Annotated in this window: 19 protein-coding genes; 7 read left to right on the forward strand and 12 right to left on the reverse strand. The window is 71.0% G+C overall.

Annotated features, from left to right (window positions below; genetic code table 11):
- Window positions 1-199 precede the first annotated feature (199 nt).
- Window positions 200-1765 (forward strand): MFS transporter, encoded by a 1566-nt coding sequence (locus tag ABS64_RS04140; RefSeq protein WP_292681132.1) that lies wholly within the window; start codon window positions 200-202, stop codon window positions 1763-1765.
- A 25-nt stretch (window positions 1766-1790) separates the two neighbouring features.
- On the forward strand, window positions 1791-2960 hold the full coding sequence (locus tag ABS64_RS04145; protein WP_292681135.1) for a hypothetical protein: 1170 nt from the start codon (window positions 1791-1793) through the stop codon (window positions 2958-2960).
- A gap of 251 nt (window positions 2961-3211) precedes the next feature.
- On the opposite strand, the gene ABS64_RS04150 is transcribed toward ABS64_RS04145, so the two are convergent.
- From ABS64_RS04150 to ABS64_RS04170, 5 genes are all read right to left on the reverse strand, one after another.
- Window positions 3212-4873 carry an ABC transporter ATP-binding protein gene (locus tag ABS64_RS04150; RefSeq protein WP_292681138.1) on the reverse strand — a complete coding sequence of 554 codons (1662 nt, stop codon included), beginning with the start codon at window positions 4871-4873 and terminating at the stop codon, window positions 3212-3214.
- Window positions 4873-5877, reverse strand: a complete 1005-nt coding sequence (locus ABS64_RS04155) for an ABC transporter permease (protein WP_292681141.1) — start codon at window positions 5875-5877, stop codon at window positions 4873-4875. Before ABS64_RS04155 ends, ABS64_RS04150 begins: the two co-directional genes overlap by 1 nt.
- A gap of 14 nt (window positions 5878-5891) precedes the next feature.
- Window positions 5892-6983 carry an ABC transporter permease gene (locus ABS64_RS04160; RefSeq protein WP_292681143.1) on the reverse strand — a complete coding sequence of 364 codons (1092 nt, stop codon included), beginning with the start codon at window positions 6981-6983 and terminating at the stop codon, window positions 5892-5894.
- Between the two features lie 121 nt (window positions 6984-7104).
- Window positions 7105-8751 (reverse strand): ABC transporter substrate-binding protein, encoded by a 1647-nt coding sequence (locus ABS64_RS04165; RefSeq protein ID WP_292681145.1) that lies wholly within the window; start codon window positions 8749-8751, stop codon window positions 7105-7107.
- 177 nt (window positions 8752-8928) lie between these two features.
- A complete protein-coding gene (locus ABS64_RS04170) occupies window positions 8929-9339 on the reverse strand; it encodes a response regulator transcription factor (protein ID WP_204948098.1) in 411 nt (136 codons plus the stop codon).
- 151 nt (window positions 9340-9490) lie between these two features.
- Between ABS64_RS04170 and ABS64_RS04175 the strand changes: the two genes are divergently transcribed.
- Genes ABS64_RS04175 through ABS64_RS04190 form a run of 4 tightly spaced genes read left to right on the forward strand, consistent with a single transcriptional unit; the run spans window position 9491 to window position 13017 of the window.
- Window positions 9491-10396 (forward strand): ABC transporter ATP-binding protein, encoded by a 906-nt coding sequence (locus ABS64_RS04175; RefSeq protein ID WP_292681149.1) that lies wholly within the window; start codon window positions 9491-9493, stop codon window positions 10394-10396.
- The gene (locus tag ABS64_RS04180; RefSeq protein ID WP_292681152.1) at window positions 10393-11226 is read left to right on the forward strand and encodes an ABC transporter permease; all 834 of its coding nucleotides are present in this window, start codon (window positions 10393-10395) and stop codon (window positions 11224-11226) included. The genes ABS64_RS04175 and ABS64_RS04180 overlap by 4 nt, the downstream gene beginning before the upstream one ends.
- 25 nt (window positions 11227-11251) lie before the next feature.
- Complete coding sequence (locus ABS64_RS04185) at window positions 11252-12415, forward strand: sensor histidine kinase (RefSeq protein WP_292681155.1); 1164 nt, start codon at window positions 11252-11254, stop codon at window positions 12413-12415.
- On the forward strand, window positions 12412-13017 hold the full coding sequence (locus ABS64_RS04190; protein ID WP_036288907.1) for a response regulator transcription factor: 606 nt from the start codon (window positions 12412-12414) through the stop codon (window positions 13015-13017). The genes ABS64_RS04185 and ABS64_RS04190 overlap by 4 nt, the downstream gene beginning before the upstream one ends.
- A gap of 137 nt (window positions 13018-13154) precedes the next feature.
- On the opposite strand, the gene ABS64_RS04195 is transcribed toward ABS64_RS04190, so the two are convergent.
- The 3 genes from ABS64_RS04195 to ABS64_RS04205 form a co-directional block, all read right to left on the reverse strand.
- Window positions 13155-13538, reverse strand: a complete 384-nt coding sequence (locus ABS64_RS04195) for a DUF779 domain-containing protein (protein ID WP_036319524.1) — start codon at window positions 13536-13538, stop codon at window positions 13155-13157.
- Between the two features lie 92 nt (window positions 13539-13630).
- Window positions 13631-15178 carry an aldehyde dehydrogenase family protein gene (locus tag ABS64_RS04200; RefSeq protein ID WP_061683316.1) on the reverse strand — a complete coding sequence of 516 codons (1548 nt, stop codon included), beginning with the start codon at window positions 15176-15178 and terminating at the stop codon, window positions 13631-13633.
- Between the two features lie 237 nt (window positions 15179-15415).
- Window positions 15416-15571, reverse strand: coding sequence for a hypothetical protein (locus ABS64_RS04205; RefSeq protein ID WP_288118841.1), 156 nt, complete (start codon window positions 15569-15571; stop codon window positions 15416-15418).
- A 19-nt stretch (window positions 15572-15590) separates the two neighbouring features.
- Between ABS64_RS04205 and ABS64_RS04210 the strand changes: the two genes are divergently transcribed.
- On the forward strand, window positions 15591-15998 hold the full coding sequence (locus tag ABS64_RS04210) for a DMT family transporter (protein ID WP_288118839.1): 408 nt from the start codon (window positions 15591-15593) through the stop codon (window positions 15996-15998).
- Here the strand turns inward: ABS64_RS04210 and malQ are convergent.
- The 4 genes from malQ to ABS64_RS04230 form a co-directional block, all read right to left on the reverse strand.
- Complete coding sequence (gene malQ, locus ABS64_RS04215; RefSeq protein ID WP_292681169.1) at window positions 15970-18108, reverse strand: 4-alpha-glucanotransferase; 2139 nt, start codon at window positions 18106-18108, stop codon at window positions 15970-15972. The two genes, ABS64_RS04210 and malQ, sit on opposite strands and share 29 nt — an antisense overlap.
- A 151-nt stretch (window positions 18109-18259) precedes the next feature.
- Window positions 18260-19588, reverse strand: coding sequence for a GAF domain-containing protein (locus ABS64_RS04220; protein ID WP_036288893.1), 1329 nt, complete (start codon window positions 19586-19588; stop codon window positions 18260-18262).
- A 138-nt stretch (window positions 19589-19726) separates the two neighbouring features.
- On the reverse strand, window positions 19727-21166 hold the full coding sequence (locus ABS64_RS04225; protein WP_292681172.1) for a CCA tRNA nucleotidyltransferase: 1440 nt from the start codon (window positions 21164-21166) through the stop codon (window positions 19727-19729).
- A 39-nt stretch (window positions 21167-21205) separates the two neighbouring features.
- A complete protein-coding gene (locus ABS64_RS04230) occupies window positions 21206-22753 on the reverse strand; it encodes a methyltransferase (protein ID WP_292681175.1) in 1548 nt (515 codons plus the stop codon).
- Window positions 22754-22878: the final 125 nt, after the last annotated feature.

Raw genomic sequence — 22878 nt, forward strand, 5'->3', positions numbered from 1 at the left:
CCATGAGCTCGTACTGGTGTGAGTGCGTCACTAACCCACCTCCTTCGGACTAGAACGGATGCCGGGCATTTCCCGGCATCAGGAGGGTTGATGCACGTGCCCGAACTCTGTTCCGCGACGGAACGCAGACGGGCAACCACAACAGTCTACCCGACGACCACTACGCTCATGGACGACGGGGGCGACGGAAGGACGGTGGATGCCGGGCACGCACGTTCCCGCGCGCACGGGCGCGGTGCTGACCGCTCTGCTGATGGCGGCCGCGGTCTGCAATCTGACCACCGGCGGCGCCAGCGTCGCCCTGCCCGACATCGCCGGCACCTTCGACGCCCCGCAGACGACGCTCAACCTCGTCGCCCTCGGCACGGGCCTGGGGCTCGCGATGACCGTGCTGTACACCGGCGCCCTCGGCGACCGCTACGGCCGGGTGCGCCTGCTGTGCATCGGACTGATCGGTCTGCTGATCGCCGGCACCGCGGCGAGCCTCGCCCCGACGATCGAGTTCCTCATGGGCGCGCGCGTGCTCACGGGCATCGCTGCGGGCTGCGCCTTTCCGACGACGCTCGCCCTGATCACCGCCCTCTGGGCGGAGGGCCCGGCACGCGTGCGCGCAATCGCCCTGTGGACGGCCACCGGGGCGGTGGCGACGGTCGCCGGCTCGGTGATCTCGGGCGCACTCGTCGTCGCCTTCGGCTGGCGCATCGCCCTGCTGCTGCCCGTACCGGTCGCCGTCGTGGCGCTGCTCATCGCCGCACGGTCGATTCCGCGGGGCGTGGCGGAGTCCGACGAGCCGGTCGATCACCTCGGCGGCATCCTGTCGGTCGTCGCCGTGGCCGCACTGGTGCTCGGTCTCGGCGTCGTCTTCGCCCCGGGGGAGACGGGTGCGGGGGTGGGCCTGCTCGTCGCGGCGGCGGTGCTGATCGCCGCCTTCGCGGCGCGCCAGCTGCGGGTCGCCGCGCCCCTCTACGATCTGTCCATCGCGCGGCGGCGCCTGTTCTGGGTGCCGGCCGTCGCAGGCGCCCTCGCCTTCGGCGCGCTCGTGGGGGCGATGTTCGTCGGTCAGCAGTACCTGCAGAACATCCTCGGCTACGACGCGCTGCAGGCGGGCATCGCACTCATCCCGGCCGCGATCGCGCTGCTCGTGTGCGCCCCGCTGGCGGCGATCCTCGTCGAACGCGGCACGCGGATGGCGATGATCGTCGGCTACGTCGTGCTCATCGCCGCCTTCGGCACGATGCTCGCGTGGAACGAGACCACACCGCCGGTGATCGTCGCGCTCGCGTTCGCCCTGGTCGGCGGGGGTGCGTCGTTCGTGATGACCGCGGCATCCCGCTCCCTGACCAGCAGCACCCCGGTGCGCCGCGCGGGCATGGCCTCGGCGACCAGCGATCTGCAGACCGACCTCGGCGGCGCCGTGATGCAGGCACTGCTCGGTGCCGTGCTCGCCGGCGGGTTCTCGCACGTGTTCGCCGGGCTCATCGCCGCCTCTCCCGAAGCCGCATCGCTCTCCGACGACATCACCCGCGCCTTGCAGGCGTCGTACGCGTCGGCCGCCCACGTGGCCGCCAACAACCCCGCCTACGCGGCGCAGATCCTCGAGGCGGCGCGGTTGAGCTTCGTCGACGGCGCCTGGGCGGCGTACCTCGTCGGCGCCGTCGCGCTCGTGCTGGGACTGATCGTGGTGACCGTGGGCCTTCCGGGGGTCGCCGTCGAGAAAGAGTTGCGAGGCCGTTATCGCGACGAGGACGCCCTGACGGCGCCCTGAAAGCTCGCCCGGGTAGCGTGGCGATATGAGCACGCCCGCGGCATCCTCAGCCTTCGACGCGCGACCGCTCATCGAGCCCGCCGATCGGGCGACCGTGCGCGCCTACGTCCGCGACCTGCGCGCGAGCGGACGGGCACCGGCGCCGAACATCGCGTCGCGGGCCGTCTTCGCCGTGCTCGCCGTCGTGGCCGTGCTCTTCGTCTTCGGGTCGACGGTGATCGGTGTCGTGGGCGGCATGATGACGGCATCCGGGGGCGGGTTCTCGCCCTTCCTGATCGCGCCGATCCTCGTGGTCGTCGGTGTGGTCGCGGTGCTCGCGACCGCGCTGGTGCGCATGTTCGGCGCCCGCACGGGGGAGCGGTGGTGGCGCCTCGACCGCTTCGCGCGGGCCAACGCGATGACCTGGTACCCGTCGGTGTCGAACCCACCGCTGCCGGGAATGGTGTTCGGCATCGGACACGGGCGCATCGCGAGCGACGTGGTCCGCGGCGAGAGGCCGCGCTTCGTCGAGTTCGGCAACTATGTGTACCGCACGGGCTCGGGCAAGAACGAGTCGACGCATCGGTGGGGCTACGTCGCCGTCAAGCTGTCGACCCCGCTGCCCAACATCGTGCTGGATGCCGTCGGCAACAACAGACTGTTCGGCTCCAACCTGCCGGCCGCACTCGAGGGGTCCCAACGGCTGAGCCTGGAGGGCGACTTCGACCGTTTCTTCACCCTGTACTGCCCGTCCGGCTACGAGGCCGACGCGCTCTACCTCTTCACGCCCGACATCATGGCGCGATTCGTCGACCACGCTGCCGCCCTCGACGTCGAGATCGTCGATGACTGGCTCTTCCTCTACACGCCGCGCGAGGCGTCCACGCTCGACCCGGCCACCTGGGCCTGGCTGTTCTCCGTGGTGGCGGCGCTGCTCGACAAGCTCGCACAGTGGGAGCGCTGGCGCGACGAGCGCCTCGCCGCACCGGCGACCGGCGCGGCCGTCCCCGCGCGTGACGCGGCGGGATCGGCGGCACTGCCGTTCGCGGCGCCCGCGGCATCCCTGGGTCCACCTCCCGGCGTCGCACCCGAGGGCCGCCGGCTGCGACGTCGGGTGCCGTGGGCCGCGATCATCGTGATCGGCGCGGCGCTGCTGCTGATGCTGTTCGGCCCGCTCGGCGTGTTCGCGTCGATCATCGAGAACCTGTCGAACTGACACCCGCCGTTGCACGTGAAACGGTGTGCGGCGCCGGTCAGGCGACGGCGGGACGGCATACGCGGCATCCACCTCTTCCGGGATGTCCTGCACGAGCACGAGCGCGCTGCGGTGTCCGCCGGACGCCGGCAGTTCGGGAGGAGATTTCACGTCGGGAGGATGCCGTGGCCCGATCGATCCTCCCGGAGCGAAATCTCCTCCGGTGGCGCAGCCCGCAGCCCGCAGGCCGCAGGCCGCAGGCGCAGCTCAGCTCAGCCGCGGGCGGCGCGCCAGGCCTCGCGGCGCGCGGCCTGCTCCACCGGATCGGGCACCGGCAGCGACGCGATGAGCTTGCGGGTGTAGTCGTCCTGGGGGTCGCCGAGCACCCGCGCGGTAGGTCCGGTCTCGGCGATCGTGCCCGTGTGCAGCACCACGACCCGGTGGGCGAGCATGTCGACCACCGCGAGATCGTGCGTGATGAACAGGGTCGCGAACCCGAACCGCTCCTGCAGCTCACCGAACAGTTCCAGCACGCGAGCCTGCACCGACACGTCGAGCGCGCTCGTGGGCTCGTCGGCGATGAGCAGCTTCGGGTCGAGGGCGAGACCGCGGGCGAGCGATGCCCGCTGGCGCTGCCCGCCCGACAGCTCGTGCGGGAACCGGTCGCCGAACGCCTTCGGCAGCTGCACGGCCTCGAGCAGCTCATCGACGCGGTCGCGGGCATCCGCGGCATCCCGAGCGCCGCCGTGCACGACCAACGGCTCGGCGACGTTCTGCGCGATCGTCAGCAGCGGGTTGAAGCTCGTCGCCGGATCCTGGAACACGAACCCGAGGTCCTTGCGGTGGGGCCGGAACGTGCGCTCCTTGACCCCGTTCATCTCGACCCCGAGCACCCGCAGCGAGCCGCCGGTCACGGGTGTGAGCCCGGCGATCGCACGGCCGATCGTCGTCTTTCCCGATCCGCTCTCGCCGACCAGGCCCACGACCTCGCCCGGCGCGATCGAGAAGCTCACGTGGTCGACGGCACGGAAGCCGGCACGACGCAGACGCCCGGCGTACTCGATGACGAGATCCTCCGCCACCACGACCGGCACCGCCTCGGCGGCGCCCGCCGGCAGCTGCCGGTCGACGATCTCCAGGCGCGGCACGGCGGCCAGCAGCCGCTTCGTGTAGTCGTTCTGCGGGGCGGCGAACAGTTCCAGGGCGGGCGCCGTCTCGACGACCTCGCCATTCAGCATGACCGCGACGCGGTCGGCGAGGTCGGCCACGACGCCCATGTTGTGCGTGATCAGCACGATCGCGGTGCCGTCTTCGTCGCGCAGGCGCCGGAGCAGATCGAGGATCTCGGCCTGCACCGTGACATCGAGCGCCGTGGTCGGCTCGTCGGCGATGATCACGGTCGGATCGAGCGCCAGCGCCGTGGCGATGACGATGCGCTGCTTCTGCCCGCCGGAGAACTGGTGCGGGTAGTCGTCGACGCGCCGCTCGGGATCGGGGATGCCGACACGGCCGAGCATCTCGATCGCACGCTCGCGCGCCTGCTTCTTCGAGTACTTCCCGTGGGCACGCAGACCCTCGGCCAGCTGCCACCCCACGGTGAAGACAGGGTTCAGGGCGGTCGAGGGCTCCTGGAAGATCATCGCCGCCTTCGTGCCGCGCACCCGGCGCATCGCCTCGCGGTCGAGGCCGATGACATCGGTGCCGTCGAGCACGACGGCACCCTGCGTCAGCGCCGTCTCGGGCAGCAGGCCCAGGATGCTGCGGGCGGTGACAGTCTTGCCGCTGCCCGACTCGCCGACGATCGCGAGCACCTCGCCGGGGCGCACGTCCAGGCTCACACCGCGCACGGCGTGCACGTCGCCACCGTCGGTCGCGAAGGTGACGTCCAGGTCGCGGATGTCGACGGCGCGTGCGTCTGAAGAGGCCGCAGCCATCACTCCACCTCTCCCATCATCTCGCGGGACGCCGGCTGGCTCGCCGCGACGGCATCCGCCGGTGTCGGTGTCTTCTTCGCCGACCCTGCGCGGCGCCGCGCGCGCAGGCGCGGGTCGGCGAGGTCGTTGAGGCTCTCACCGATCAGCGTGATGCCCAGCACCGTCAGGACGATCGCGAGACCCGGGGGAACTGCGGTCCACCAGATGCCCGCGGCGACGTCGCTGATCGACTTGTTGAGGTCGTAACCCCACTCGGCCGCGACGGTCGGCTGGATGCCGAAGCCGAGGAAGCCGAGAGCGGCGAGGGTGGCGATGGCCTCCGACGCATTGAGGGTCACGATCAGCGGCAACGTGCGCGTGGAGTTGCGCAGCACGTGGCGGAACATGATGCGCGGCGTCGAGGCACCGATCACCTTCGCCGATTCGACGAAGGCCTCCGTCTTGACCCGCACCACCTCGGCGCGCACGACCCGGAAGTACTGCGGGATGAACACGACGGTGATGGAGGCCGCGGCCGCCATGATCCCGGGCCACAGCCCGGACTGTCCGTTGTTGATCGCGATGGCCACGACGATCGCGAGCAGCAGCGTCGGGAACGCGTAGATCGCGTCGGCGACGACCACCAGCGCGCGGTCGACCCAGCCGCCGAGGTAGCCGGAGACGAGGCCCAGCAGGATGCCGAGGAACACCGACATCGCGATCGCGACGATCACGACCATCAGCGCGGTCTGCGCGCCCCAGATGACGCGCGACAGCACGTCGTAGCCGCCGACGGTCGTACCGAGCAGGTGCGCCGCGCTCGGCGGCTGCTGGGCGCCGAAGTTGCCGTCGGGGCCACTCAACTGCGCGTAGCCGTACGGGGCGAGCAGCGGCGCGAAGACCGCACACACCACGAAGACACCGGTGAGCACGAGGCCCACGACGAGCATGCCGCGCTGCAGGCCGACGCTCTGGCGCAGTTGGTGGACGACCGGCATCCGGTCGATGAGGCGAGGCTTCGTCATGTCCGCATCCCTCCTCAGTACCGGACCCGCGGGTCGATGAACGCGGCGATGATGTCCACAGCGAAGTTGGTGACCGCGACGATGATGGCGATCATCGCGACGATTCCCTGCACGGCGACGAAGTCGCGCGAGCCGAGGTAGGCGGCCAGCTGGAAGCCGAGACCCTTCCACTCGAAGGTCGTCTCGGTGAGCACGGCACCGCCGAGCATGAGCGCGATCTGCAGGCCGATGACCGTGATGATCGGGATGAGCGCAGGCTTGTACGCGTGCGTGCGCACCAGGCGTCCCTCCCGCACACCGCGTGAGCGGGCCGCGTCGATGTAGGGCATGTTGAAGGTGCCGATGACGTTCGTGCGCACCAGTCGCAGGAAGATGCCGGCGGTGAGCAGACCCAGCGTGAGGGCGGGGAGCACCGCGTGCAGCAGCACGTCCTGCACGTAGGCGGGGTTGCCGGAGGCGATCGCGTCGATGAGATAGATGCCGGTGCCGCCGTTGCGGCCGATGGCGAGCTCGGTGCGGACGCTCGCGCGTCCGGAGATGGGCAGCCAACCGAGCCAGACGCCGAAGACGAGCTTGGCGACCAGGCCCGCGAAGAAGACGGGCGTCGCGTAGAAGAGGATGGCACTCACGCGCAGCAGCGCGTCGGACCAGCGGTCGCGCAGCGCCGCCGCGACCATGCCCAGCGGGATGCCGACGATGAACGCGATCACGAGCGAATAGAGCACGAGCTCGAGGGTCGCGGTGCCGTAGGTCGCGATGACCTGCACGACCGGCTGGTTGTCGGTGATGGTCGTGCCGAAGTCGAAGGTGAAGATGCGGCCGAGGTACTCGACGTACTGCACGAGGATCGGCCGGTCATAGCCGGCCTCGTGGATGCGCTCGGCCAGCTGATCGGCCGGCAGGCGTCCGCCGAGGGCGGCGGTGATCGGGTCGCCGGTGAGGCGGATGAGGAAGAAGACCAGCGTCACGAGGATCAGCACGGTCGGGAAGATCAGCAGGAACCGGATGAGGATGTACCGGCCCAGGGCTGAGCCGGATCCGGTCTTGTGGACCTCCAGCGCGGGAGGCGGCTCGGCGACGGAGGATGCCGTGGCGGTGCTGGTCATAGATGCCTACTCTACGGATGACGGGCGTTTCGACTCGCTGCGCTCGCTCAACGACCGGGGGTGTGATTCCCCCGGTCGTTGAGTGAGGAGCGCAGCGACGAGTCGAAACGCCCGGAACGCGTTACTTCGTGATCGGAGCGAAACGGAGCTTGAACGACGCGTCGAGCGTGACGCCCTTCACGTCGGCACCGGTCACCGCGACCTGAGCGCCCTGCAGCAGCGGGACGGTCGAGAGGTCCTTGGCCACGAGGTCCTGGATCTTCTCGATGTCGGACGTGCGCGTGGCGGCATCCGTTTCGACGGCCTGCTTGAGGATCAGGTCGTTGACCTCCTGGTTGACGTAGTGGTTGCCCAGGAAGTTCTTCTCCAGGAAGAACGGCGTCAGGTAGTTGTCGGCGTCGGAGTAGTCCGGGAACCAGCCGAGCTGGTAGGCCGGGTAGACGTCGGCGGTGCGGTCCTTGGAGTACTGCACCCACTCGGTCGACTGCAGGTTGACCGTGAAGAGGCCGTCCTTCTCGAGCTGCTGCTTGACCAGCGCGTACTCGTCACCCGACGACGGGCCGTAGTGGTCGGGGCTGTACTGCAGGCTCAGCGCGACGGGAGTCGTCACACCGGCCGCGGCCAGGACCGCCTTCGCCTTGTCGGCGCTGGGGCCTCCGTTGCCGTCGCCGTAGAGACCCTTCAGGGCGTCGGTCGCCCCGGCGAACCCGGCCGGGACGTACGAGTAGAGCGGGGTGTAGGTGCCCTTGTAGACCTGGTCGGAGATCGTCTTGCGGTCGATCAGATCGGCCACCGCCTGGCGGACGGCGAGCGCCTTGGCCGGGTCGGCCTCTGCGGTCGTCGCACCGTACGGCTGCGTGTTGAAGTTGAAGACGATGTAGCGGATCTCGCCACCCGGACCCTCGACGACCTTGACCTTGTCGTTGCCCGACAGGTCGGCCACGTCGGTCGACGACAGGCTGCGGTAGGCCACGTCGACGTCGCCCTGCTGGACGGCCAGCTTCAGGTTGGACGACTCGGCGAAGTAGCTGAGGATGGCGCCCGAGTTGCTCGGCGCGGCGAGCAGACCCTTGTAGTTCTTGTTGGGCGTGAACTCGACCGTCTTGTTGAAGTCCCACTTCGTGATCGAGTAGGGGCCGCCGAAGGCGTCGGCCTTCACGATGTCCTGGTCGGGCGTGACGGCATCGGCCGAGAACACCTCTTCGTCGACGATCGCGCCGGGGAAGGACGTGAGGATGAAGGGGAAGACCTGGTCGTTGTCGGTCTTGAGCTTGAAGACGACGGTCGTGGCATCCGGCGTCGAGACGCTGTCAAGGTTGTAGAGCAGGCTCGACGCGCCGTTGGGGTCGGCGATCTTCAGGTTGCGGTCGAACGAGAACTTCACGTCCGACGAGGTCAGGTCGTGGCCGTTGGCCCACTTCAGACCCGCGGGCAGCTTCACCGTGTACTCGTTGGGTGAGGTGAACTCGGCGGACTCGGCGAGGTCGGGGACGACCTTGTTGGAGTTGTAGTCGGTGTTCACCAGGTAGGGGAAGACCTGGGTCTGCACGGCGAGCGAGCCGTTGTCGTACGAGCCGGCCGGGTCGAGCGTGGTGACCTTGTCGGTCGTGCCGATGATGATGGGCCCGGATGCCGCGCCATCGGTCGACCCGCCCGTGGACCCTCCGCCGGCGCAGCCGGCCAGGAGCAGCGCGGAGACGGCGAGCGCGCCCGCTGCCAGAGCGGTGCGGGCGCGGGCGGAGCCCGGCGAACTGAAGTGCAGTGCCATATGTGAGTACCTCTGCTGTATGTCGGTCGGCCCCGCCGGACAGGCGAAGCTCAGGTCGCTATCCTTTCGTGCACATCGCCGGCCTGCCTCGTGATCGCGCTTTTTGTAACAGGAATGAAACCGGAGACCACCGCGCCTGAGGCGGGTCTCTCGCGCAGGAGCGTCCATCGCGCCGCGTCAGTGATCGCGTGCGCTCGCGTGTTCCGGCGGGAGCAGGCCGTCGTCGCGCGCGGCCTGCGCGAGCTCCGAGTTGGTGTGGATGACGAGCCGGGCCTCCTGCGCGCTCAGAGCGGGGCGCACGGCGAGCGCGTCGAGCTTCGCGCGCGCATGGGGCGACCGGGCGCGCGCACCCCGGCGGACCGCATCGACGACCGCCAGCACGATACCCTCGGACTCCCGCGAGGACACGATGCCCTCCACCCCGGCATCCATCAACGTCCGGACGACGTGGTCGGGGGCGTCGGCGGTGAGGGCGACCACGCGCATGCCCAGCCGGCCCGCCAACAGCTCGCGCGCGTGCGCCCTGCGGGCACGCGGTGGGTCGACGATCGTCACGCGCCGCAGTGCCGCGCCTCCCGAAGCAGTCATGTCTCCTCCTTGCGCTCCACCGGTAGAGAGTGCGAAACCGACCATTCGTCACGCGAGTACGCCGACGAGTTTTCGGCCGTGACGAATGTCATGGCGCAGTCGTGACGGCCGTGTGCGGTGCACGGGCCGGCGCGCGGGCAGAGTCGGAGACATGGATGAGAACCAGGGACTGCTCGCGGTGGATGCCGCGGGCCTGCGCAAGAGCTTCGGCAGTGTCCGAGCGGTGGAGAGCGTCGATCTGCGGGTGCGCCCGGGCGAGATCGTCGCCTTCCTGGGCCCGAACGGCGCCGGCAAGACGACGACCATCGACATGCTGCTGGGCCTGTCGGACCCCGACGGGGGCGCGGTGCGCGTGTTCGGCGAGAGCCCGCGCGCGGCCATCTCGCACGGCCTCGTCTCGGCGGTGTTGCAGACCGGCGGCCTGCTGAAGGACATCACGGTGCGCGAGACGCTCGCGCTCACGGCGAGCCTGTTCGCCGACACGCGTCCGATCGAGGAGGTCATGCAGCGCGCGGGCATCAGCGACCTGAGGAGCCGCCGGGTCGGCCTGTGCTCGGGCGGCCAGCAGCAGCGACTGCGCTTCGCGATGGCGCTGCTCAGCGACCCCGGACTGCTGATCCTCGACGAGCCCACGACCGGCATGGACGTCGAGGGGCGCCGCGCCTTCTGGAGCGCGATCCGCGCCGATGCCGCCCGCGGGCGCACGGTGCTGTTCGCGACGCATTACCTCGACGAGGCCGATGAGTACGCCGACCGCATCGTGCTGATGAGCCGCGGGCGCATCGTCGCCGACGGCTCCACCGCCGAGATCAAGAACCTCGTCTCCGGTCGCATCGTCCGCGCCACCCTGCCCGGCGCCGACCCGGCGCGGCTCGCCGGCCTTCCCGGCGTCGACGACGTCGAGTTCGCCGGCGACCGCATCAGCATCCACACGAAGGACTCGGATGCCGTCGCGCGCCACCTCCTCACCGAAACGGCGGCCCGCGACATCGAGATCACCTCACAGAACCTCGAGAGCGTCTTCCTCGCCCTCACCTCCGAAGGAGCCTCCGCATGAGCACCGCATCCTCCGCGCCGTCGGCGCTGTCCGCCGATCGCGTCACCCTCGACCGGCGGGTGCCCCCGCTCGGCGGGTTCAACCTGACCTACCTGGGCATCGAGCTGAAGCGCCGCCTGCGCAACCGCCGGACGCTCTTCTTCACGATCGCGTTCCCCGTCGTGATGTACGTGATCATCGGTCTGCCGCTGCGCGGTGAGCAGCTCACGGCGACGCCCGTCGCCGACGGCGGCGTGTCGGTCGCGGCGTACATCATGGTGTCGATGGCGATGTACGGCGCCATGATGTCGGCCACGCAGACCGGCGCTGCCGTCGCCCTGGAACGCACGCAGGGCTGGAGCCGGCAGCTGCGCCTGACGCCCCTGAACCCCCTCGTCAACATCATCATCAAGATGATCGCGGGCATGGTGCTGGGCCTTCTCGCGGTCGTCGCCACATATGCGGCCGGCGCGATCAGCGGCATCCAGCTCAGCGTCGGTCAGTGGATCGGCACGGGGCTCGTCGGCTGGGTGCTCGCGAGCGCCGTGTTCACGACGCTCGGACTGTTCGTCGGCTACCTCATGCCGAGTGAGAACGCCGCGCAGGTGACGAGCCTCGTCGTCGTGTTCCTGTCGTTCCTCGGGGGCCTGTTCTACCCTCTCAGCAGCATGCCCGACTTCATGCAGACCATCGCGAAGTTCACCCCGGTCTACGGCATCGGCGAGCTCGCCCGCTCACCGCTGACCGGCGAGAGCTTCGACGCGATGTGGCTGGTCAACGCGCTCGTCTGGCTCGTGCTGTTCGTCGCCGGCACGACGTGGGCGTTCCGGCGCGACACCAAGCGCGTCTGAGTCTGCGCGCCCTACAGTGAAGTCCGTGAGCGCGACACGAGACGATCTCGACGGGACCGGGTGGGACATCCCCCCGGTCCCCGCCTCGTCGACGACACCCACGGCGCGCGAGCTGCTGACCGCCCGCGCCGCCCGAGGCTGGTACGTCGGCGGCTCGATCTCGCTCATCTGGCTGTTCATCGTGGCCACCGAGGCCGTCGCCGCGGCGGACACCGCGGTCTCCAACGCCGTCGTGATCGCCCTGCTGGTGCTCTTCGCGGCATCCTTCCTCATCGCCATCCCCGTCTCTCGCCTTCTACCCCTGCGCCTGCGACTGCTTCCGGCAGCCTGGCTGTTCCTCCTCTCCTTCACCCTCTTCCCGTGGATCGGGTGGGATGTCCGCGGCGTCTGGAGCTACGTGGGCGTCGCGATCGGCATGGCCGTGGTCCGACTGCGCACGACCTGGCTGCTGCTGATCGCCCTGGGAGCGGCCGCCCTCGTCACGGGGGTGCTCTCGGACGGGTGGACCGAAAGCGTGCTGTTCCTTCCCGCGATCATCATCTCGATCTCCGCGATGATGGCGGCGTTCGGACGCAACATCGCGGCCATGAACGCCCTGCGCGCGACGCGGGATCAGATGGCGCAGATGGCCGTCGAGCGCGAGCGCAGTCGGGTCGCCCGTGACCTGCACGACATCCTCGGCCACTCGCTGACGGTCATCACCGTGAAGTCGGAGCTGGCCGGACGGCTGATCGACGTCGATCCCGAGCGCGCCCGTACGGAAGTCGCCGAGGTCGAGGCCCTCGCGAGGGGCGCATTGGCCGATGTGCGCGCGACGGTCGCCGGCTACCGCGGCATCACGGTGGCGGGCGAGCTGGCCGCCGCCCGGCAGGCGCTGGATGCCGCCGGCATCGCCGCCGAACTGCCCACCGCCACCGAGAACGTGCCCGCAGAGCGGCGTGAGCTGGCGGGCTGGATCGTCCGCGAGGGCGTGACCAACGTGATCCGCCACGCGCACGCGTCGCGCTGCCGCGTGCGCCTCAGCGGCCGCAGCGTGAGCATCGAGGACGACGGGGTGGGGCCGGCATCCGGCGCGGGGACGGCGGGCAGCGGACTGATCGGGTTGCGCGAACGAGTGGAGGCGGCCGACGGGCGTCTGATGCTCGGCCGCAGCGAGTGGGGCGGGTTCCTCCTGAAGGCGACGCTGTGATCCGCCTGCTCATCGCCGACGATCAGGCACTCGTGCGCGGCGCCCTGTCGGCCCTGCTCGGTCTCGAACCCGACATCGAGGTGGTCGCCGAGGTGGGTCGCGGTGACGAGGTCGTGGATGCCGCCGTGCGATCGGCTGCGGACGTCGCCCTGCTCGACATCGAGATGCCGGGGATGGACGGGATCGCGGCGGCATCCGCGCTGCGCAGCGCCCTGCCGACCTGCCGGACGCTCATCGTGACCACCTTCGGGCGGCCGGGGTATCTGACGCGTGCGATGCGGGCGGGAGCGTCCGGCTTCGTCGTGAAGGACACGCCCGCGGCACAGCTCGCCGACGCCGTCCGACGGGTGGCGCAGGGGCTGCGGGTCGTCGATCCCGCCCTCGCCGCCGACTCGCTCGCGCAGGGCGAGTCGCCCCTGACGGCCCGCGAGACCGATGTGCTCGCGGTGGCCCGGACAGGCGGCTCGATCGCCGACATCGCGCAGATGCTGCACCTGAGCGAGGGCACGGTGCGCAACCATCTCTCCATGGCGATCGGCAAGACGGGTGCCCGCAACCGCGCCGACGCCGTGCGGGTCGCCGACGAGAACGGCTGGCTCTAGCCGCGGCATCCGGCGCCTCCCCCCTCACCGCGAGACACGCGCTGCGCACCCAGACACGCGCTGTGCACCGGTGTCTCGGTGCACGCGTGGTGTCTCGCGGTTCGCGGGGCGGTTCGCGGCGCGGCGGCGGGCCGCCGTCAGCGCAGGCCGAAGTGGTCGAGCTCGGCGTCGTCCAGCATCCGCGAGCGGATGAGGAAGCGCATGCCGGTCGGCCCCTCGACGCTGAAGCCCGCGCCGCGGCCCGGAACGACGTCGATCGTGAGGTGCGTGTACTTCCAGTACTCGAACTGCGATGCGGAGATGAAGACCTCGATGGGGTCGTCCAGCCCCACGTCGAGGTCGCCGAGTTTCACGTCCGACGGCCCGGTGAGGAACATCCCGACGGGGTAGCACATGGGTGCGCTGCCGTCGCAGCATCCGCCGGACTGGTGGAACATGAGCTTCCCGTGCTGCGCCGTGAGCTGACGCAGGAGGGATGCCGCGGCATCCGTCACCGCGACCCTGCTGAGTGTGGTGGTCATGACCGTCCCCTTTCTCTGCCGAGACACGACCTGCCGCCCGAAACGCACGGGCGTCTGGGGCGGCAGGTCGTGTCTCGCCGTCGCGTGTCGGCTCAGAAGAAGCCCATCGGGCCTTCGGCGTAGGACACGAGCAGGTTCTTGGTCTGCTGGTAGTGGTCGAGCATCTTGAGGTGGTTCTCGCGGCCGATGCCCGACTGCTTGTACCCGCCGAACGCGGCGTGCGCCGGGTACTGGTGATAGGTGTTCGTCCACACGCGACCGGCCTCGATGCTGCGACCGGCGCGGTACATCGTGTCGGCCGACCGGCTCCACACGCCCGCACCCAGGCCGTAGAGGGTGTCGTTGGCGGTGTGGATGGCGTCGTCGAAGCCGTCGAAGCTGGTCACCGAGACGACGGGACCGAAGATCTCCTCCTGGAAGATGCGCATCGAGTTCTGTCCCTCGAACACCGTCGGTGCCACGTAGTAGCCACCGCTGAGCTCGCCGCCGAGGTCCACCCGCTCCCCGCCGGCGAGCAGCTTCGCGCCCTCGGCCTTGCCGATCTCGATGTAGCTGAGGATCTTCTCGAGCTGGTCGTTCGAGGCCTGGGCACCGATCATGGTGGCGGGGTCGAGCGGGTTTCCCTGGATGATCTTGCCGACGCGCTCGAGGCCGTCGCCGAGGAACTGGTCGTAGATCGAGCGCTGGATGAGCGCCCGCGACGGGCAGGTGCAGACCTCGCCCTGGTTCAGCGCGAAGAAGGTGAAACCCTCCAGGGCCTTGTCGTAGTAGGCGTCCTTCTGACGGGCGACGTCCTCGAAGAAGATGTTCGCGCTCTTGCCGCCGAGCTCCAGCGTCACCGGGATGAGGTTCTGCGACGCGTACTGCATGATCAGCCGCCCGGTCGTGGTCTCGCCCGTGAACGCGACCTTGCGGATGCGCTTGTGCTGGGCGAGCGGCGCGCCCGCCTCGATACCGAACCCGTTGACGATGTTCACGACACCGGCCGGCAGCAGGTCGCCGATGATGTCGAAGAGGAACAGGATGGATGCCGGGGTCTGCTCAGCCGGCTTCAGCACGACGCAGTTGCCGGCGGCGAGCGCGGGCGCGAGCTTCCACGTGGCCATCAGCAGCGGGAAGTTCCACGGGATGATCTGGCCGACGACGCCCAGCGGTTCGTGGAAGTGATACGCGACGGTGTCTTCGTCGATCTGGCTGAGCGTGCCCTCCTGGGCGCGCAGCACACCGGCGAAGTAGCGGAAGTGGTCGATCGCCAGCGGGATGTCGGCGGCGAGCGTCTCACGGACCGGCTTGCCGTTCTCCCACGTCTCGGCGACGGCGATCTTCTCGAGGTTCGCCTCGATGCGGTCAGCGATCTTGTTGAGGATGTTCGCACGGTCGGCCGGGGTGGTCTTCTTCCACGACTCGAACGCCTTCCAGGCGACGTCAACGGCGCGGTCGATGTCTTCCGCGGTACCGCGGCCGACCTCGGTGAACGGCTTGCCCGTGACCGGGGTGATGTTCTCGAAGTACTGCCCCTTGATCGGTTCGACGAACTCGCCGCCGATGTAGTGGCCGTACCGCGGACGGTACTCGGCGATGGCCCCGCGCTGGCCGGGAGCAGCGTAAACGCTCGAGACGCCCTCTTCGACGATGGTCATGATGTCTCCTTCGACAGTGCATGGTCCGCGGCATCCCTCGCCGCGTTCGGATGCGCTGACGCTACGCACCGCAACGTTGCATCGCGTTGCGTGGGCGGCTGGCGCCGCGGCATCCGCGTGGCTTGCGCCCCGGCATCCGCCGCGAGAAACACGTTGCGTGCCGAGAAACCCCTGCGTGGGGTGTTTCTCGGCGCGAGAGTGGTTTCTCGCGGTGGGGGCGGGGCGGGATGCCGGGGGTCAGTCATGGGCGAGGGCCGCGAGCCAGCGGCGGGAGGCGTCGCGCAGGGCGTCGGCGTCGCCCGCGGGCAGGAGCGGGAGAAGGCGGTGCTCGTTGGCGAGGTGCGCCGTGAACGCGCGGTCGATGAGCTCCACGCCCTCGGGGGTGAGGCGCACGAGGCGGTGGGGAGCCGACGTGCCACCCCTGACGATGACGGCATGGCAGCTCATCGCGGGGTCGCTCGTCGTGATGCCCGTCGCGATCATCGTGGAAGGAGCACCGCCGGCGCTCGACGGACCGGCGCTGCTCGGTTTCGCGTACATCATCCTCGTGGCGACAGCGGTGGCCTACGCCGCCTGGTTCACCGGGCTCGCTCGCCTGCCCGGCGCCGTGGTCGGCGTGATCGGGCTGCTCAATCCCGTGACCGGTGTGCTCCTGGGCGTCGTCGTCGCGCACGAGCCGTTCGGTCCCGCGCAACTGCTCGGACTCGTGCTCGTGGTCGTCGGCGTTCTCGCCCGCATCCGCCCCGCCGGCCCCGACGGACCGGCGCCTGCGCCCGCGGCGCCGCTGCTCGTCAGAGGTGAGCGTCGACGGCGCGCGTGAGCGCGTCGAAGCGGTCGTTGTGCACCAGGTCGTCCAGCAGCACGGCGCGACCGTCGGGTCCGGCCAGCGGGATCTGCCAGTTCGGGTACTCGCGGTCGGTCCCGGGTTGGTTCTGCGCCCGGCGCTCCCCGACGGCATCCACGAGGGCGACGCCGATCAGCTGCGCGGGGGATGCCGTGATCAGCACGTTCAGCGCCTCGATGACCTCCGCCTCGCCGGGCTCGTCGCCGATCAGTCCGCGTTCGCGCAAGAGTGCCAGCATGCTCGCGCGCTCGGCATCCGCATCGGCGAGCTCCTCCTCGACCGGGCGGGTGAGCAGACCGAGGCGGGCGCGGAGGGCGACGTGCTCGTCGGCCAGGTACCCCGCGGTCGGCGGCAGGTCGTGCGTGTTCACGGTCGCCAGCAGCGATCGGCGGTACTGCTCCGGCGGACGGAAGCCGTCGCCCTCGCGCTCGAACCACAGCACCGAGGTGCCCAGCACGCCGCGCGCCGACAGGTACTCGCGCACCCACGGCTCGACGTTGCCGAGGTCCTCGCCGATGAGCACCGCACCCGCGCGGTGGGCTTCGAGCAGCAGCACGCCGATCATCGCCTCGTGGTCGTAGCGCACGTAGGTGCCGGCGGCGGGGCTGAGCCCCTCGGGGATCCACCACAGGCGGAACAGCCCGATCACGTGATCGATGCGCAGCGCGCCGGCGTGGCGCAACAGCGTGCGGATCATGTCGCGCAGCGGCGCGTACCCGGCCTCGGCGAGCGCGCGCGGCAGCCACGGCGGCTGATTCCAGGTCTGGCCCTGCTGGTTGTACATGTCGGGCGGCGCGCCGACCGCCATGCCGGTCGCGTACATCTCCCGTAGCGACCACGCGTCCGACCCCTGCGGGTGCACCCCGACGGCCAGGTCGTGCATGACACCGATCGCCATGCCCGCCGCCCTGGCTGCGGCCTGCGCGTCGGCGACCTGCTGGTCGGCGATCCACTGCAGCCACACGTGGAACGCGACGCGATCGGCCAGGCGCGTGCGCAGCTCGGCGACCAGCGGGGAGCGGATGTCGTCGACCTCGGCGGGCCTCTCGCGACCGAGGTAGTGCTCCTCGAGCGCGCACCACAGGGCGAAGTCCTGCAGCGGCTGCCCCTCGCGCGCGGCGAACGCATCGAGCTCGGCGCGGCGCGACGGCGTCAGCGGCACCGCGAAGATCGCGTCGAGGCCGAGTCTCTTCGCGGCCCAGACCGCGTCGCGATCGATGCGGTCCGCGTCGTCGTCCATCGCCGCGACGGGACCGCGGGCGGCCTCGACGACGGCGCGCTCGGTGGGCGTCAGGTAAGCGACCTCACGGACGTCTTCGGGGCGCACGTACAGCGGCGCCAGGAAGCGGCGGGTCGCGGGGCGGTACGGCGACGGTTCGATCGGACTGGTCACCTCGGCAGCGTGCACGGGGTTGATCAGCAGGAAGTCGGCGCCGCGCTCGCCCGCGATCGCCGCGAGATCGGCGAGGTCGGCGAAGTCGCCGAGGCCCCACGATGCCCGTGAGCGGACGGAGTACAGCTGCGCCATGAGGCCCCAGCCGCGCGTGCGCCCGGGACGGGCGGGCGGGTCGCCGAGGCGATCGGGCGTGATCACGAACGGGGCGGATGCCGTGCGGTCGGCTTCGGCGCCGCCGCCGAACGGGCGCTGCTCCGCGCGCACGGTGTGCCACCCCAGCGGCAGGTCGTCGGGCACCGGAATCTCGACCCGCCACCGCAGGATGCCGTCCACCAGCCGCGCGGCCGGGCGCTGCTCGGGGATCGTGAGCGCGCGCTCCGACCCGTCCTCGAGAGCCACCGTCACGGTCACGTCGTGCCCGTCGAAGACGTGCACCCACAGCACGCCGACGCCGGCGCGCGTCACGAACGAGGCGGGGAGCAGTTCGCGCCACACCCGCTCCTCCTCCGCGACGAGGGCCGCGCTGATCGCGGCATCCGTCGACGCGTCGATGCCCATCGCCGCCAGCACCGCCCGCAGGGTGGATGCCGGGACCTGCACCCGGTCGCCGAAGAACGACCAGTACTCCGTCGCGATGCCGTAGGCGCTCGCGAGTCGCACCAGGTCGGGTGTGGGCGCGTCGTCGGTCATGTCTATCCTCCCTCGGCGCCGGTGACGGCGTCTGCGCCCATCCTGGCATCCTCGCCCGACCCTGTCGCGCCGGGGTCGGGTCGGACGCCGCCGCGCGCGCAACTCCGCCTCAACCAACCGCTCCGCGCCCCCAGCCCACCACCACCCGCGCTCAGCGCTCGAGCTTCTCCAACCGCGCGACGAGACCGGCTCGTCGCGGCGAGCGCGCCGGCAGCATCTCGAGCGCCAGACGCAGGACCTCGGCGTCGTCGGCGCCGTCGTCGGTGTCGGCGTACGCGAGCAGCACGTCGACGGAGGCCTCCGTGAGCAGGGCCTCGCGCAGGGCGAGGCGCACCGACTCGCGGAACTCCTCCACGCCGGGGGCGACCGAGTTGGGCAGCACGCGCCCGCGGTAGGCCGCGAGCGCGACGCGGTGCGCACCGCGTCCGAGCAGCGCGACCACCTGATGGGCGTCGGTGTGCAGCTCTGTCGTGAGGCGGTAGGGGCGGGATGCCGGCACCAGCTGCGGCGCCACCCGCTCCAGCACCTTGCGCAGGCGCACCAGCTCGGGTCGCAGCGTTCCCTCCGCGTCGTCCTCGCCGTAGACGAGCTGTCCGAGCCGCTCGGCCGACAGTCCCTCGCGATGCACGGCCAGCATGAGAAGGATCTCGGCGTGCCGAGCCGACAGCTCGGTCACCGTGGCACTGTCGGGCCCGGCGACATCGAGGAGCGCCCGGTCGCGTCCGAGCACGCGCAGCATCGTCGTTGCGGTCGCCGCGGTCGCCGCGGGCCGCCGCGTCCGCCGCGGCGCGGGAGGCTCGGCGCGGGCGCGGAGCCTGCCGACGAGCAGCTCGGCTTCGACGGCGCGCGCCGTCGCGTCGACGAGCAGCTGCGCCTGCGGGGTGGCGGCGTCGCTGTCGCCCGTGACATCGATGACGCCGAGGACCTGGCGCGTCTCCGGGTCGTAGACGGGCGCCGCTGTGCACGACCAGGGCTGCACGAGGCGGTTGTAGTGCTCGGCGCCGTGGATCTGCACCGAGCGCCCGAGGGCCAGCGCGGTGCCGGGCGCCGCGGTGCCCACCGCCTCCTCCGACCAGTTCGCGCCCGCGACGAAGCCCATGTCTCCCGTGAGGCTGCGCACCCGGCGGTCGCCCTCCACCCACAACAGGCGGCCGACGGCATCCCCCACGGCGACCACGACTCCCGAGTCGCTCTCCCCACCCGGCAGCAGCAGGGCGCGGATCATGTCCATCGCCGCCGAGAGAGGATGTGCCCGCCGATACGCCTCGAGTTCGTCGTCACCCAGGTCGAGCGGCGGCAGCCCCTCGGCGCCGACGAGGTGCGCGAGCGAGCGTCGCCAGGAGTCCTGCACGAGCGGGCGGATCTGACCGAGCCGCGGATCGCCGACGTTGCCCCCGACCAGCTCTTCGTGCGCGCGCTCGATCAGCAGACGCGACGTCTCTGGCGAGACCTCGCGGCGCGATGACCACGGCGAGGGCACGGCGACTCCGTTCGACGGTGAGGAGGTGCCGTCAGTCTAGATCGCGAGCCACCAAGATTGCCCCGAGCCGCCAAGATTCAACGCGCCAGAGCATGGCGACTCGGCACGAACGTGGCGGCTCGCGGAGGGGAAGAGGGGTCAGCGGGCGTCCCACCAGGCACGCAGGCGCTGCTCGGCGGCGTCCGCGCCGATCGGGCCCTCGTCCAGGCGCACCTCCAGCAGGAAGCGGTACGCCTCGCCGACCTCGCGGCCGGGCGGGATGCCGAGGATCTCCTGGATCCGGTTGCCGTCGAGCTCGGGGCGGATGGCGGCGAGCTCCTCCTGCGAGGCGAGCTCGTCGATGCGCCACTCGATGTCGTCGTACGCGCGGCGCAGCCGCGTGGCCTTCTTCGCGTTGCGGGTGGTCACGTCGGCGCGGGTGAGGATGTGGAGCCGCTCGAGCTGATCACCGGCATCCCGCACGTAGCGCCGCACCGCCGAGTCGGTCCAGGCGCCCTCGGCGTACCCGAAGAAGCGCAGGTGCTGCTCGATGAGCTGCGTGACCGCCGAGATCGTGTCGCCGTCGAAGCGCAGCGCCTGCAGGCGCTTGCGCGCCAGGCGCGCACCCTTGACGTCGTGGTGGTGGAAGCTGACACCGCCGCCCGGCTCGAGCTTGCGCGTCGCTGGCTTGCCGATGTCGTGCAGCAGCGCGGCCAGGCGCAGCGTCGTATCGGGCGCCGCCCCCGGATGCCGGGCGTGCTCCAGCTCGATGGCCTGGCGCAGGACCGTGAGCGAGTGCTCGTAGACGTCCTTGTGGTGATGGTGCTCGTCGACTTCGAGGCGCAGTGCGGGCACCTCGGGGAGGATCTCGCCCATCAGCCCCGTCTCGACGAGGATGCGGATGCCGCGCACCGGATCGTCGGTGGCGAGGAGCTTCACGAGCTCGGCCTGCACCCGCTCGGGGCTCACGATCGCGATCGTCGCGCGCAGGCGCTCCATGGCCTCGAGGGTCGCCGGCGCGACATCGAACTCGAGCTGACTGGCGAACCGGGCGGCGCGCAGCATGCGGAGGGGATCGTCGCCGAAGCTGACGTCGGGGTCGCCCGGGGTGTGCAGGACGCCCGCGATGAGATCCTCGACGCCGCCGGTCGGGTCGACGAGGGCGGGCACGGGCAGACGCAGCGCCATGGCGCCGACGGTGAAGTCGCGACGGGCGAGGTCGTCGTCGAGGCTGTCACCGAACGCGACGGTGGGCTTGCGTGTGAGCCCGTCGTAGCTGTCGGCGCGGTAGGTGGTGATCTCGACCTGCTCGGAGGTGCCGGAGGGGCCCGGCATCTTCGCGCCGATCGTGCCGAACGCCCGACCGATGTCCCACGTCGCGGTCGCGAGGGGCTTGACGATCCGCAGGATGTCGTCGGGGCGGGCGTTGGTGGTGAGGTCGAGGTCGTGGGTCGGGCGACCCAGCAGCGCGTCGCGCACCGGACCGCCGACGATCGCCAGTTCGAACCCGGCCTGGGCGAACGCGGCGCCGAGGGTCGCCATGATCGGCGAGGTCGCGAGCGACCCGAGCCGGTCGAGGCCTTCGGCCATGTTGAGCATGGTTTCCAGCCTACCGGCGCACCCTCGCCGCCCCCGGGGTCACGCCAGCCGCAGCATCCCGATGAAGACGAGCTCGCGCACCCGCGGCAGCAGATCGGCACGCAGGGCCGCGGCATCCACTTCGAGCAGCTCCGCGATCGCATCGGAGAGCTGGCCCACGGTGAGCTCACCGTCGGAGGCCCCGACGAGAGCGGCGAGGGCGGGGTCGACCTCGAGGGTGCGCCCGAGACCGCCGCCCTGGCGCAGTTCGATGACGCTCGGGGCTTCGGCGCCGGGCAGATGATGACGCGCCTCGGTGACGTCGTCGGCGACGATGGTGCGGGCGGCGGCGAGGGCCGCGTCGTCGACCTGCTCGAGGGTGTCGAAGGCGGCGAGCGCGGCGCCCAGGTGCGCACCGAGGGCGCCGTCCTCGGGCAACGGGTGCGTGATGCGCTCGTAGCGGGCCAGCGCGGGAATCGCGGATGCCGGGCGCCGCAGCAGCAGGTAGCCGAACCCGACCGCATCGACCTCGCGGGCGGCGAAGTCGGCGAGCCACGCGTCGACGAGCGCGCCGTAGCCCGCCGTCCCCGGCGCGGTGCCGCCGTCGCGTACCCAGAGTTCGGCGTAGGCGAGGGGGTCGAGGCGCTCCCGCTCGATCACCCAGGCCTCCAGCGGTACCGGTGAGGCGGCGACCCACTCGCGCACGCGCTGCAGACCGTCCTGGCCGGCGCGGTACTCCCAGTTGCCCAGCAGCTGCGCGGTGCCGCCGGGCCCGAGCACCGCGCCGACCCCCGACACGAACGCCGCGACGAGGTCGTCGCCGGCGTATCCGGCGTCGCGGTACTCGTATTCCGGCACGCCCGCGACGCGCGGCGTGATGACGAACGGCGGGTTCGACACGACACGGTCGAACTGCTCACCCGCGACGGGTTCGAAGAGGCTGCCGAGGCGGGTCTCGATCCCCTCCACCTCGTTGAGCAGCGCATTGATGCGGGTGAACTCCAGGGCGCGCGGCGAGACGTCCGTGGCGACGATCGTCGGCGGGGCGGGCTGAGTGCGCAGGGCGAGGTGGGCGCGCAGGGCCTGGATGCCGCAGCCCGTGCCGACGTCGAGAACCCGCCCGGCGGGCGTGGTCAGCTGCAGACCGGCGAGTGCGAGGGAGGCACCCCCCACGCCGAGGACGTGGCCCGTGGGCAGCGGTCCCCCGAGCGCGGCCTCGTCGAGGTCGCTGGCGATCCACCATTCGGCGTCGTCGGGAGCGCCCGCGACGTCCTGGGGACGCACGAGAACCGTCGGCGCGACGGCATCCCCGTCGATCCGCGCGAAGCCGAGGTCGACCAGCCCGTGCGCCCCGAGCGTCGGCAGCGCGCGTGCGACGGCGTCACGGTCGGTCCTCACCCCGAGGAACAACAGGCGCGCGAGAGTGGCGAGCGCATCGGTGCGCGGGGCCAGGGCCGCCAGGGCGGGTCCGTGCAAGCCGTGGCCGACGGCGGTGTCGGCGACCGAGCCCCAGACCGAGCGCACGGCGTCGGCGCGGTAGCCGGCAGCGCTCAAGTCGCTGCGCAACGCGGCGATGAGGGCAGGGTCGGGGTTCAGGGTGGGCTCCACAGCAACCCATCCTCACGCACGCCGGCACGGTTCGCGGCAATCGGCGACGCGACGGATCGCGGCGATCGCGGCCGGTCACGGGATGCCCACAGCGCGAGGACCCTAGAATCACAGCTGATCGTGCG

This window comes from Microbacterium sp. SCN 69-37, assembly GCF_001724435.1.
GTDB classification, from domain to species: domain Bacteria; phylum Actinomycetota; class Actinomycetes; order Actinomycetales; family Microbacteriaceae; genus Microbacterium; species Microbacterium laevaniformans.